General features: G+C 72.4%; 10 protein-coding genes. 3 read left to right on the forward strand and 7 right to left on the reverse strand.

Translation table 11 applies throughout. The features are described from left to right. Positions 1–139: 139 nt before the first annotated feature. The gene (locus KV097_RS05725; RefSeq protein WP_220341371.1) at positions 140–961 is read left to right on the forward strand and encodes a TetR/AcrR family transcriptional regulator; all 822 of its coding nucleotides are present in this window, start codon (positions 140–142) and stop codon (positions 959–961) included. 3 nt (positions 962–964) lie between these two features. Here KV097_RS05725 and KV097_RS05730 read toward each other — a convergent pair whose 3' ends face one another. Genes KV097_RS05730 through KV097_RS05740 form a run of 3 tightly spaced genes read right to left on the reverse strand, consistent with a single transcriptional unit; the run spans position 965 to position 3,539 of the window. Next, positions 965–1,774 (reverse strand): ABC transporter permease, encoded by an 810-nt coding sequence (locus tag KV097_RS05730; protein ID WP_220341370.1) that lies wholly within the window; start codon positions 1,772–1,774, stop codon positions 965–967. Further along, positions 1,774–2,628 carry an ABC transporter permease gene (locus tag KV097_RS05735; protein WP_220341369.1) on the reverse strand — a complete coding sequence of 285 codons (855 nt, stop codon included), beginning with the start codon at positions 2,626–2,628 and terminating at the stop codon, positions 1,774–1,776. Before KV097_RS05735 ends, KV097_RS05730 begins: the two co-directional genes overlap by 1 nt. Further along, positions 2,625–3,539, reverse strand: coding sequence for an ABC transporter ATP-binding protein (locus KV097_RS05740; RefSeq protein ID WP_255559289.1), 915 nt, complete (start codon positions 3,537–3,539; stop codon positions 2,625–2,627). The genes KV097_RS05735 and KV097_RS05740 overlap by 4 nt, the downstream gene beginning before the upstream one ends. A 105-nt stretch (positions 3,540–3,644) precedes the next feature. Here KV097_RS05740 and KV097_RS05745 point away from each other — a divergent pair, with 105 nt between their 5' ends. Continuing rightward, the gene (locus tag KV097_RS05745; protein WP_220365342.1) at positions 3,645–8,237 is read left to right on the forward strand and encodes an ATP-dependent helicase; all 4,593 of its coding nucleotides are present in this window, start codon (positions 3,645–3,647) and stop codon (positions 8,235–8,237) included. Positions 8,238–8,239: 2 nt separating this feature from the next. After that, complete coding sequence (locus KV097_RS05750) at positions 8,240–9,058, forward strand: DNA-formamidopyrimidine glycosylase family protein (RefSeq protein WP_220365343.1); 819 nt, start codon at positions 8,240–8,242, stop codon at positions 9,056–9,058. 12 nt (positions 9,059–9,070) lie between these two features. Here KV097_RS05750 and KV097_RS05755 read toward each other — a convergent pair whose 3' ends face one another. The 4 genes from KV097_RS05755 to KV097_RS05770 all read right to left on the reverse strand — a co-directional run bounded on the left by KV097_RS05755 (position 9,071) and on the right by KV097_RS05770 (position 12,380). Then, positions 9,071–9,367, reverse strand: a complete 297-nt coding sequence (locus KV097_RS05755) for a helix-turn-helix domain-containing protein (protein WP_220341365.1) — start codon at positions 9,365–9,367, stop codon at positions 9,071–9,073. A 119-nt stretch (positions 9,368–9,486) separates the two neighbouring features. Continuing rightward, the gene (locus tag KV097_RS05760) at positions 9,487–9,966 is read right to left on the reverse strand and encodes a CinA family protein (RefSeq protein WP_220341364.1); all 480 of its coding nucleotides are present in this window, start codon (positions 9,964–9,966) and stop codon (positions 9,487–9,489) included. 7 nt (positions 9,967–9,973) lie between these two features. Further along, on the reverse strand, positions 9,974–10,612 hold the full coding sequence (pgsA, locus tag KV097_RS05765; protein ID WP_220341363.1) for a CDP-diacylglycerol--glycerol-3-phosphate 3-phosphatidyltransferase: 639 nt from the start codon (positions 10,610–10,612) through the stop codon (positions 9,974–9,976). Positions 10,613–10,697: 85 nt separating this feature from the next. Further along, positions 10,698–12,380: a helix-turn-helix domain-containing protein gene (locus tag KV097_RS05770; RefSeq protein WP_220365344.1), complete on the reverse strand. Its 1,683-nt coding sequence runs from the start codon at positions 12,378–12,380 to the stop codon at positions 10,698–10,700. Position 12,381: the final 1 nt, after the last annotated feature.

The raw sequence follows: 12,381 nt of genomic DNA on the forward strand, positions 1-12,381 counted from the left end.
ACTCCCCCTGCATCACGCGATGAATAGTGTTCACGTTTGTTAACATGAGTCACTGCTAACGGTGTTCACTATGCTGAAGCATGATCATCGATGTCAAGGGGTCAACGACACAGCCGACCGGCCTGCCAAGGTAGGGGCCATGACGACGCAGGGTGAGAACGTGACCGTCAAGCCACCGACACGGCGAGACCAGCAGCGTCAGGCGACGCTCGACGAGATCGTGCGGACGGCGCGCACGCTTCTCGTCGAGACGCACGACATCTCGCTCCGGGCGGTGGCGCAGACGATGGGGATGACCGCACCGGCGCTCTACCGCTACGTCAGCAACCTCGAGGACCTCACCCTCCGTGTCGCCGCGCAGGTCTACGACGACCTCCTCGCCACGCTCGAGGATGCTGCGGCCCCGTACGAGGGAGACCCCGCCGCGCAGGTGGTGGCCGGCTCCACGGCCTTCCGCCAGTGGTCGCTGCGCCACCGCCAGGAGTTCGGGCTCACCTTCGCGAACCCGATCACGAGCAGCGCCAAGTCCGTCGACCTCGGCGCCGACCTCCTCGGAGGACACGTCGAGCCTCCGCCCGGCGCTCCACCCATCGGTGCCGAGTGCACCGCCGCGGCCCACCGCTTCGGCAGCTTCTTCGGTCGGCTCGTCGTCGCGCTCTGGGACGTCCAGGGCTATCCCGAGACCGGGCAGGTGCCCGCACCGTCCGACGGAGGCCTCTCGGCCTCCCGGTGGGCCGGGCTCGCCCCCGAGGTCCCCACCGAGGCCTCCTGGTCCTTCGTCCGCGCATGGGCGCGCCTCTACGGCACGACGGCCCTGGAGGTCTTCGGCCACATCGACAGCGACATCGTCACCTCCGGAGCGCTCTTCCGCGACACCATGAACGACTGCGGCGAGGTGCTCGGTCTGCAGCATCGACGTGCCGAGCTCCAGCGCGTCGTCACCGAGGTCCTCGCGACCTGACGCTCACCGCAGGATCAGCAGCCCGACCCGGCGCCCGGCGACGCGCAGGCCGAGCACGCCCATGACCACGAAGTAGGCCACCGGCAGCAGGAGTCCCGGGCCCACGTCGCCGGTCGTCAAGGACCGGATCAGGTCGACGGCCTGATAGAGCGGCGTGACCTGCACGAGCAGCTGCATGCCCTCGGGATAGGCAGACAGCGGATAGAACGTCGCCGACAGGAAGAACATCGGCATGATCGCCACCTGGATGAACTCGAAGTCCTGCCACGACCGCATCCACGTGGTCAGAGCGAGCCCCGCGGACGCGAACCCAAACGCGACCAGCAGTGCGGCCGGCAGGGCCAGCACCGTCCACCACGAGGAGGTCAGGTCGAGGGCCACCATGATGACCACGAACACGGCGGCGTACGCCGATCCCCGGGTCGTCGCCCACAGCACCTCGCCGACCGCGGCGTCCACCGGTCGCAGCGGGGTCGCGAGCACGGCGTCGTAGAGCTTCTCGTACTTGAGCCGGAAGAAGAACCCGAAGGTCGCGTCGAAGATCGCGCCGTTCATGGCCTGCGTCGCGAGCATCGCCGGTGCGAGGAAGGCGGTGTAGCCGATGGTGCGCCCGTCGTCGAGGGTCACCTCGCCTACGAGCGCCGCGATCCCGACACCGATCGAGAGCAGGTAGAACAGCGGCTCCAGGAATCCCGAGGCGAACGCCACCGGCGCGCGACGATAGACGCGGACGTGGCGTTCGAGCAGCGGGTACGGGCTCGGCCGTGGCGTGCGGGACGGCCCCGTACGCCGCAGCGCTGTCGTCGAGACCATCAGACCCTCCCCAGCCGTCGGTCGAACTGCCGTTGTGCCAGCGCCCAGCCGACGCCTGTGACCACCAGCAGGTAGAGGACATGGACCCACGCGGCGGACGTGACGTCGCCGGTGGTCGCCATTCGGCACAGCTCGACCCCGTGCCACACCGGGAGCGCCTTCGCGACGGCCTCGACGACGGCGGGGAGCTGCTCGACCGGGAAGTACGCACCGGAGAAGAGGGTCATCGGGATCACCCCCACGCGGTACACCAGCCCGAGCGCGGTGTCCTCGTGCGCCCATCCGGCGTAGGCGATGATCGGTGCCGCGTGGGCGGCGCCGACGAGGACGGCCGCGCCCACGAGCGCCGCAGCGCCCAGCACGCTGCCGATCACCTGGAAGAGCGCGACGACCACCGTGATCAGCCCGACCGCGATCAGCACGCGAACCGCGACGTAGACGACCACGCCGTTGACGATGTCCCTCACCTGCAACGAGGTGGAGCGCATCGCGAAGTAGATCTTGTTCCAGGTGAAGCCCGCATAGACCGGGAACGTGCTCTCCCCGGCGCCGGCCATCACGGCGGTGACCGCGACCATGCCGGGAGCGATGTAGGCGAGGTACGACAGGCCACCGAGTGCCGCCGTACCCTCGCCACCGCCCTGGGTCCCGTCATCGACGAAGCCGCCGAGCCCGAGGCCGAGGGACGCCAGCACCAGCGCGGGGAGGACCGTGTACGAGAAGGCCGAGCCGCGCCATGTCCGTCGGACCACGGTCGTGTAGTACGGCACCTGACGCACCAACGCCTGCCAGGCGGTCGGCGTCCCCGTGGGCGTACGGACACCTGCGGTCGGGCGTGTGCCGGTGGTGCTCACTCGTCCAGCGCCCGTCCGGTCAGGCGCAGGAACACGTCCTCCAGGGACGAGCGGCGCACGAGCGTGCTCAGCGGCTCCAGCCCGCGCGCCACCGCCTCCTCGAGGACCTTCTCGCCGTCGGCGACGTAGAGCAGAACCCGGTCCGGGAGCACCTCGACGCGCTCGGCGAGATCACCGACCTGGGCAGCGGCGTCGTCGTTCTCGCCCACGCCCATGCGCAGCTCGACGACCTCCCGGGTCGCGTAGCGGGCGATCAGCGACAACGGCGAGCCCTCTGCGGCGATCACGCCGTTGTCCATGACGACGAGCCGGTCGCACAGCTGCTCGGCCTCGTCCATGTAGTGCGTCGTCAAGACGATGGTCACCCCGGTCTGCTTGAGACGGTGGAGCTGGTCCCAGACCACGTGTCGCGCCTGCGGGTCGAGACCGGTGGTGGGCTCGTCGAGGAGGAGCACCTCGGGCTCGTTCACGAGCGAGCGGGCGATCGTCAGGCGCCGCTTCATGCCACCCGACAGGTCTTCGACCATGCCGTCGGCCTTCTCGGTGAGGTGGACGAACTCCAGCAGCTCGTCGGCCTTGCGGGCCGCGTCGCGACGGCTGATCCCGAAGTAGCGGGCATAGACCACGAGATTGTCGCGGACGGTCAGGTCGCCGTCGAGCGAGTCCTCCTGCGGGCACACCCCGATCCGTGCGCGGATGGCAGGCCCGTCGGTCGCGGGGTCCATCCCGAGGATCCGCAGGGAGCCGCCGCTGATCGGCGACACCGCCGCCACCATGCGCATCGTCGACGACTTGCCCGCACCGTTGGGACCGAGGAACCCGAACGCCTCACCCCGCTGCACGGTCACGTCGATCCCGCGCACGGCCTCGAAGTCGCCGTACGCCTTGCGCAGTCCTCGAGCCTCGAGCATCGCCTCGGTCACCCGTCCGACCCTAAGGATTCGCACGGAGGCTGTCTTGTCCATATCGGCCCCACGCGCCCCGCAACTGTCACCCCTGCGCGCGATGATGGACGGGTGCCCGATGTGCTCGACCGCTTCTCCCCTGCCACCGCGGCGTGGTTCCGCGGCGCCTTCCCCGCGCCGACGACCGCGCAGACCGGCGCCTGGGACGCGATCGCCGACGGCCGCAACGCGCTCGTCGTCGCCCCCACGGGGTCCGGCAAGACCCTGTCCGCCTTCCTGTGGGCACTCGACCGGCTGATCACCGGTCCGCCGCCCGACGACCCCAAGCGACGCACACGGGTCCTCTACGTGTCCCCTCTCAAGGCGCTCGCCGTCGACGTCGAGCGCAACCTGCGTGCCCCGTTGGTCGGGATCACGCAGACCGCCACGAGGATGGCCGCCACCGGGGAGTCCCCCGCGCCACGCGACGTCACCGTCGGAGTCCGCTCCGGCGACACCACACCGGCCGAGCGCCGAGCACTCGCCACCCGTCCCCCGGACGTCCTCATCACGACGCCCGAGTCGCTCTTCCTCGTCCTGACCTCGGCCGCCCGCGAGACACTGCGAGACGTCGAGGCCGTGATCGTGGACGAGGTCCACGCCGTCGCGGGCACCAAGCGAGGCGCCCACCTCGCTCTCACCCTGGAGCGGCTCGACGCGCTCCTCGAGCAGCCGGCCCAGCGGATCGGCCTGTCGGCGACCGTACGCCCGCACGCGGAGGTGGCTCGCTTCCTCGCGGGGTCCGCCCCGGTCCGGGTCGTCGCACCCGAGTCGGAGAAGCGCTGGGACCTCTCGGTCGTCGTCCCGGTCGAGGACATGACGGCGCCCCCGGTGCGAGAGGCCGAGGAGGGCGAGCCCGACGTCCGCGACCAGGCGTCGATCTGGCCCCACGTCGAGGAGCGCGTCGTCGACCTGGTCGAGCAGGCGCGGTCGTCGATCGTCTTCGCCAACTCGCGCCGCCTGGCCGAGCGCCTCACTGCACGACTCAACGAGATCCACGCCGAGAGGCTGGGCGTCGAGCTCCCCGACACGGGCTCCCCGGCCGCCGCGACACCGGCGCAGTCGGGCACGGCGGCGGGCGCCTCACCGCTGCTGGCCCGGGCCCACCACGGCTCGGTCAGCAAGGAGCAGCGGGCGCTGATCGAGGACGACCTCAAGTCCGGGCGGCTCCCGTGCGTGGTGGCCACCTCGAGCCTCGAGCTCGGCATCGACATGGGTGCCGTCGATCTCGTCGTCCAGGTCGAGTCGCCGCCGTCGGTCGCCAGCGGGCTCCAGCGGGTGGGACGGGCGGGTCACCAGGTGGGAGAGGTCTCGCGCGGCGTCGTCTTCCCCAAGCACCGCATCGACCTCCTCGAGGCGACCGTGACGATCGAACGCATGGTCGCCGGGGCGATCGAGGAGCTGTCGGTCCCCACCAACCCGCTCGACGTGCTCGCCCAGCAGGTGGTGGCCACGTGCGCCTTGGAGAGCTGGGACGTCGACGACCTGTACGAGACGGTGCGCCGCGCCGCCCCGTACGCGACCCTCCCCCGGTCCGCCTACGACGCGACCCTCGACCTGCTCGCCGGCCGCTATCCGTCCGACGAGTTCGCCGAGCTCCGCCCGCGGATCGTGTGGGACCGCGTCGCCGGCACGATCACCGGCCGCCCCGGCGCCCAGCGTCTCGCCGTCACCTCGGGCGGGACCATCCCCGACCGCGGTCTCTTCGGGGTCTACCTGGTCGGCGCGCAGTCGACCGCCCAAGGCAGCGCGCGCGTCGGTGAGCTCGACGAGGAGATGGTCTACGAGTCGCGGGTCGGCGACGTGTTCGCGCTCGGTGCCACGAGCTGGCGGATCGAGGACATCACGCACGACCGTGTGCTGGTCTCCCCCGCGTACGGCCAGCCCGGCCGGCTGCCGTTCTGGCGCGGAGACAACCCCGGGCGCCCGATCGAGCTGGGGCGTGCGCTCGGCGCGTTCACCCGCGTGATGGCCACCGGCGACCGGCCGCAGGCGCGCGCCCGGTGCGAGGCGGCGGGCCTCGACGCCTACGCCATCGACAACCTCTTCGCGCTGGTCGACGAGCAGCGCGCGGCGACCGGGAGGGTCCCCGACGACACGCTGCTGGTCGTCGAGCGGTTCCGCGACGAGCTCGGCGACTGGCGGCTCGTGCTCCACTCACCACTCGGACTCGCCGTGCACGCGCCGTGGGCGTTGGCCGTCGGCGCGCGTGTGCGTGACCGCTACGGCCTGGACTCGGCCAGCATGGCCAGCGACGACGGCATCGTCGTACGCCTCCCGGAGACCGACGCCGAGCCTCCGGGCGGGGAGCTCTTCGCGTTCACCCCGGAGGAGATCGAGGACCTGGTCACGGAGGAGGTCGGGGGCTCGGCGCTGTTCGCGGCCCGGTTCCGCGAGTGTGCCGCCCGAGCGCTGCTGCTCCCCCGCCGCGATCCCGGTCGGCGCAGCCCGCTGTGGCAGCAGCGCCAGCGCGCCGCCCAGCTCCTCGAGGTCGCCCGCCGCTACCCGACCTTCCCGATCGTGCTGGAGACCGTCCGCGAGGTGCTCCAGGACGTGTACGACGTGCCGTCGCTGGTGCAGATGATGCGCGACCTCGAGAGCCGGCGCCTGCGCGTCGTCGACGTGGAGACGCAGGAGCCCTCACCCTTCGCCAAGTCGCTGCTGTTCGGCTACGTCGCGGCCTTCCTGTACGAGGGCGACTCTCCGCTCGCCGAGCGGCGTGCGGCAGCGTTGTCGCTCGACTCGTCCCTGCTGTCGGAGCTCCTCGGGAGGGCCGAGCTGCGCGACCTCCTCGACGCGGGCGTGCTGGCCCAGACCGAGGCAGAGCTCCAGCGCCTGGTGCCCGACCGTCGAGCCCGGGGCGCAGAGGGCGTGGCCGACCTCCTGCGACTGCTCGGTCCCCTCACGTCGGAGGAGGTCGCGGAGCGGAGCACCGAGCCGTCCGCCTCCGCGGCGTGGCTGGTCGAGCTCGCCGAGGCCCGCCGGATCCTGCGGGTGAGCTTCGCCGGCCGTCAGTGGTGGGTCGCGGTCGAGGATGCCGCCCGGCTGCGCGACGCGCTCGGTGTCCCGGTGCCGATGGGGGTGCCCGACGCGTTCCTGGCGCCCGTCGACGACCCGCTCGGCGACCTCGTGGCTCGTTATGCGCGCACCCACGCTCCCTTCGTCGCCGGCGACGTGGCCGAGCGTCTCGGCCTGGGCGTCGCGGTGGTCTCGGAGACGCTGCGCCGGCTCGCCGGCCGCGGTCGGGTCAGCGAGGGAGAGTTCACCCCGGGGGCGGGTGGCTCTGAGTGGTGTGACGCCGAGGTGCTCCGACGGCTCCGGCGGCGTTCGCTCGCGGCCCTGCGCAAGGAGGTCGAGCCGGTCTCGCCCGAGACGCTCGGCCGGTTCCTGCCCGCGTGGCAGCACGTCGGCGGCAGATTGCGTGGCATCGACGGTCTCGTGACGGCCGTCGAGCAGCTCGCCGGCGCGTCCGTCCCGGCCTCCGCGCTCGAGCCGCTGGTGCTGGGCTCGCGGGTCCTCGACTACTCCCCCGCCATGCTCGACGAGCTGACGGCGGCGGGCGAGGTGCTCTGGTCCGGTGCCGGAGGGCTGCCGGGCAACGACGGCTGGGTCTCGCTCCACCTGGCCGACACCGCCCCGCTCACCCTGGCGCCGCCGGTCGAGCTCGAGCTGACGTCGCTCCAGGAGGCTGTCCTCGGTGTTGTCCAGTCAGGCGGTGCCTACTTCTTCCGACAGCTGGCCGAGGCCGTGAAGGCGTTCGCGACCGGCTCCGGCGAGGGCCTACCGACGGTGCTCGACAGCGAGCTGGCCGACGCGGTCTGGGACCTCGTCTGGGCGGGCTACCTCACCAACGACACCCTCGCTCCGCTGCGGGCGCTCGTCGGGGTGGGGCGGACCAGCCATCGGCAGGCCCGCACCACGCCCCGCCTGCGCGGGCGCCGCGCGCCGTCCTTCGTCCGCCCGACCATGCCCTCCCGTACGGCCCCGCCGACCGTCGGCGGCCGCTGGGCGCTGGTGCCCCGGACCGAGGACAACCCGACCGTCCGCGCGCACGCGCAGGCCGAGCAGCTCCTGGAGCGTCATGGTCTGGTCACGCGCGGCACCGCCGTCGCCGAGGGCGTGCCGGGCGGGTTCGCCGCCGTCTACAAGGTGCTGAGCGGGTTCGAGGAGGCCGGCCGGGCTCGGCGCGGCTACTTTGTGGAGGGCCTCGGCGCAGCCCAGTTCGCGACGCCGGGCTCCGTGGACCGCCTCCGCTCCTACTCGCGCGAGCCGGGCCAGGACCCCGAGCGGCGCGCCGTCACCCTCGCGGCGACCGATCCTGCCAACCCGTACGGTGCCGCGCTCGGGTGGCCCGAGACCGAGGGAGGTCATCGCCCCGGGCGCAAGGCGGGGGCCTTGGTCGTGCTCGTCGACGGCGCGCTGTCGCTGTACGTCGAGCGGGGCGGCCGCACCCTCCTGACGTTCGACGACCTCGGCGACCCCGAGGGTGCGGCAAGGCTCCAGCCCGCCATCGACGCGCTCGCCACCGCGGTGCGCGACGGGGCGCTCGGTCGCCTGATGGTGGAGCGGGCCGACGGCGAGGCCGTGCTCGGGACCCCGCTCGGCGACGCGCTCGCCCAGGCCGGCTTCCACGCGACCCCGCGCGGCCTGCGCATCCGGGGCTGAGCGTGCCCGAGGGAGACGCGGTCTGGCGGACGGCCCGACGGCTCGACGAGGCGCTGGGCGGCCGGACGCTCGTCCGCAGCGACTTCCGGGTGCCCGACTTCGCGACCGTGGACCTCTCGGGCGAGACCGTTCACGAGGTTGTGAGCCGGGGCAAGCACCTCTTCGCGCACGTAGGTGACCTCAGCATCCACACGCACCTCAAGATGGAGGGCAGGTGGGACGTGTACGCCCGCGGCGCGCGATGGCGTCGCCCTGCCCACGAGGCTCGGCTGGTTCTCGAGACGGCGTCGGTCCAGGCCGTCGGGTTCGCACTCGGCGTCGTGGCGGTGCTGACTCGCGACGAGGAGGACCGGGTCGTCGCACGACTCGGACCCGATCTGCTCGACCCGGAGTTCGACGCGGCCGAGGCTCTGCGGCGGCTGCGGTCGGACCCCGACCGCCCTCTTGCCGACGCCTTGCTCGACCAGGGCAACCTCGCCGGGATCGGCAACGTCTATCGCAACGAGGTCATGTTCGTGCGCGGTCTCCATCCCGACCTCACGGTGGCCGACGACCCCGATCTCGGCCGTACGGTCCGGACGGTGCGCCGGATGCTGCTCGTCAACCGCGACTTCCCCGAGATCGTGACCACCGGCGTACGCCGTCGGGGTGAGCGCACGTGGGTCTACGGCCGAGGTGGTGAGCCGTGCCGCCGCTGCGGCGCCCGCGTCGAGCGGCGCGCGCCTGTGGTCACGCAGACCGGGGGCGTGGAGGAGCGCGTCACGTACTGGTGCCCGCGCTGCCAGCCGGCGCCCGACCGCCCGGCCCCTGAACGCCGATAAGCGGTGGGAGGATCAGCGCACGCCGATGGAGTCGGACTCCGGAGACAGGGCGATCGACGCCTCCAGGGTCGACTGCTCCTGGATCTCCAGGAGGGCGCTGACGTCGCGCAGGACCTGTGACATCGGGACGTCGAGAGCGTCGCAGAGGGCAGCGAGCAGCTCGGAGCTCGGCTCCTTCTGACCGCGTTCGACCTCGGAGATATATCCCAAGGAGACCCGCGCGGCGGCGGAGACGTCGCGCAGCGTCAGCCCTCTGGCCATCCGCCGGGCCCGCAAGACCTCACCGATCAGACGTCGCAGCACCGTCATCTCACACCTCCGCTCTCGGACTTGGTACAACTCCTCGTCGAGCCGTGTTCTTCCCACCACTCTAGGCGCACCAGGTTCCCTAGGGGGAACGGACCGCCGAGTGACTGCCTCATGGTCGCTCAGTCGACACCGAGGACGTCGGCCAGCAACGCCAGCACCGCGTCCACCGTGGTGCTCCGGACGACCGCTCGGTCACCTTCGACCGCGAGCCGCTCCCACCTCGAGCCCTGTGGCCCGGCGACGGCGACATAGACGGTGCCCGCCGGCTGGCCGTCGCTCGGGCCAGGCCCCGCGACCCCCGTCGTCGCGAGGCCGTACACCGCGTCGAGCCGCTCGCGGACGCCGGCAGCCATCGCCTCGGCGACGGCTGAGTCCACCGGTCCGCGGGTGGCGAGAAGGAGCTCGTCGACCCCGAGGAGCGTCGCCTTGAGCTCCGTGGCGTACGCGACCACTCCGCCGCGGACGACGTCGGACGCCCCTGGGACGTCGACCAGCCGCGCGCACACTGCACCACCGGTCAGGGACTCTGCCGCAGCGACGGTCGCGCCCGTCTGTCGCAGCGCATCGACCAGGGCCGGCACGTCAACCGACGACGTCACGGCAGCCTCAGCGCGGCTCGCCGGGCACCTGATCCGCAGAGCGTCTCGCGGACCGGGAGCCGCGGACCATGCGGACGGCCTGCCCGATGTAGTCGACGGCGGTGACCATGGTGACGACGACGGCAGCCGCCATCGTGAGGTACGCGAGCCACATCGTCCAGTCGGGCAGCAGCGCCTCGATCGGGAACAGGTACATGCCGAGGGCGACCGCCTGGAGGACAGTCTTGAGCTTGCCACCACGGGAGGCCGGCATGACCCCGTAGCGGAGCACGGCGAACCGCATCACCGTGATGCCCCACTCGCGCACGAGCACCATGATGGTGACCCACCACGGGAGCGCACCGATGATCGACAGACCGACGAACGCCATCCCGGTCAGCGCCTTGTCGGCGATCGGGTCGGCGATCTTGCCGAAGTCGGTGATCAGACCACGGCTCCGCGCCAGGTTGCCGTCGATGCGGTCGGTGGCCATCGCGACCACGAACACCGCCCAGGCGACGAGCCGGGTGCCGGTGCTCTCGCCACCGTCGATCAGCAGCAGCCAACCGAACACCGGGACGAACGCGATCCGGAGAACGGTCAGCGCGTTGGCGATGTTGTAGATGCTCGGCGTCTGCGCGGCGGCGGACGTCGGCGTGCCGTTCATCGTGTCTCCTCGGGCGGCTCACAGGGGCGGCCGGTCCGTCGGTGACCCGGCGGCCGCGGGCCTCTGCCCAGCCTAGCGGCACGCCTCAAGACCTCCCGAGGGTGGCGCTGACCTTGCCGGAGCCCTCCTCCAGGTGGCGGGCCTTGCCTCCGTTGACGGCCACCGTGGCCGCGTCTGCGCGCCCGAGGCTCACCTTCGCCGGCCCGACCACGCTGACCCGCCGGAACTCGGACCTCGCCAGCTCACCGGACCACACCGTGGTGCCTCGTGCGTCGGTGACCGTGACCTTCGTGGGCTTGCGCTCCTTGCCACGGATGACCAGGTGGTTCGTCGTCGGCGCTCCGAGGCCGGCGAGCGCCGACGGGTCCGCCGGAGCGGGTGCGGCGTCGGTCGGGACGGCGGCCGGAGGCGCGTCCCCCTCGCCCCCGACGACGAGCTGGCCGATCCCCCAGATGATCGCGAGCACGAGGACGACCACGGTGAGGGCAACCCAGCTGCGGCCACCGCGCGCCACACGGATCGTCTGCCCGCCGGTCGAACGCTCCGCCTCGAACACCGCGCGGGCCGGGACCGGCCCCTGGGCGTACGACGCGTCATAGGCCTCAACCAGGGGTGTGGCGTCGGTGCCGAGCACGCGGGCGATCGCGCGCAGGTGCCCGCGGGCGTAGAAGTCGCCCCCGCAGACCCCGGTGTCGCCGTCCTCGAGGGCCTCGATGACGTGCGGGCGGATCTGGGTGCGGGCGGCGAGGTCGTCGATGCTCACGCCGGCACGCCCGCGAGCCTCGCGCAGCATCGTGCCCAGGACGGGCTCGGCCGGCTCGGCGCCAGGCCCGGGCGGCGCAGGGGCGTCGATCTCCGGGACACGCTCAGTGGCGGGCGCGACCTCGGTGACGGGATCTGCCCGCCCTGCCGTGTCGGCTCGCGCCGACTCCTCGATCGGACGGTCGATCACGAGCTCGGGACGGCCGCCGCTGGCCCGCAGGGCGGTCACCACGCGGAACCCAGGCGCCAAGGCCGACGAACCGGCGCTCTGGACCAGACCGAGATCGATCCGCGCCGGCGCGGAGGGACCGCCATCGAGAGGACTCGACGAGGCTGTCCGTGGCACGTCGTGACCAGCGACCTCGGGCGGCTCCCGGTGGACGTCAGACTGCGGGACGGGCGCTGGCCGCGGGGCGGCTTCCGCCTCGCGCGCCGAGGGCTCATCCGGCTCGGGCTCGGCCGGCTCGGCCTCCCCTTCACGGGCGTCGGGCTCTGGTTGCGGCGCCTGGCGCACGAGGAGATGCTCGTCGCCGGACAGCGCGATGAGTGCCTGCGCGATGTCGGCGTCGCTCACGCGGACGGCGAGACCCAGGGGTACGACGTACGCCGTGCCGTCGCGGGCCACGACCTCGAGGGCGCCGTCGCGGAGCAGTCCGCTCGGCTCGACGAGCACGACATGGTCGACCTCACCCCACGGGAGACCACGCCACTCACGGTCGTGCCGGAACCGGACGCCCAGTCCGTCGGCGACCAGCAGCGGGCTGCGTGCGTCCCACCACGCTGCCCCCGCCACCACCGCGATGGCAGCGAGCACGAGCACGATCAGTGCCAGGACCGGCGAGCCGCCGACCGCTCGCACGCCGTACAGGATGGCGAGTGCGGCCGCGCCGACGGCGACCATCGCGAGCGCGCCCGCGCTGCGGCGCACCTCGAGGACCTCCTCACGCATCACCGCACCGCCGATCGGCTCCGCCGCGGCACGTTCCTCCTCCAGGTGATCCGTCATG

Source organism: Mumia sp. zg.B17 (assembly GCF_019550915.1).
GTDB lineage: Bacteria > Actinomycetota > Actinomycetes > Propionibacteriales > Nocardioidaceae > Mumia.

What these genes read in the sequence shown, in the direction of transcription:
- KV097_RS05725 (WP_220341371.1), top strand. Translation starts at nt 140, where the DNA reads ATGACGACGCAGGGTGAGAACGTGACCGTCAAGCCACCGACACGGCGA.
- KV097_RS05730 (WP_220341370.1), bottom strand. Translation starts at nt 1,774, where the DNA reads ATGGTCTCGACGACAGCGCTGCGGCGTACGGGGCCGTCCCGCACGCCA.
- KV097_RS05740 (WP_255559289.1), bottom strand. Translation starts at nt 3,539, where the DNA reads ATGCTCGAGGCTCGAGGACTGCGCAAGGCGTACGGCGACTTCGAGGCC.
- KV097_RS05755 (WP_220341365.1), bottom strand. Translation starts at nt 9,367, where the DNA reads ATGACGGTGCTGCGACGTCTGATCGGTGAGGTCTTGCGGGCCCGGCGG.
- pgsA (WP_220341363.1), bottom strand. Translation starts at nt 10,612, where the DNA reads ATGAACGGCACGCCGACGTCCGCCGCCGCGCAGACGCCGAGCATCTAC.
- KV097_RS05770 (WP_220365344.1), bottom strand. Translation starts at nt 12,380, where the DNA reads ATGACGGATCACCTGGAGGAGGAACGTGCCGCGGCGGAGCCGATCGGC.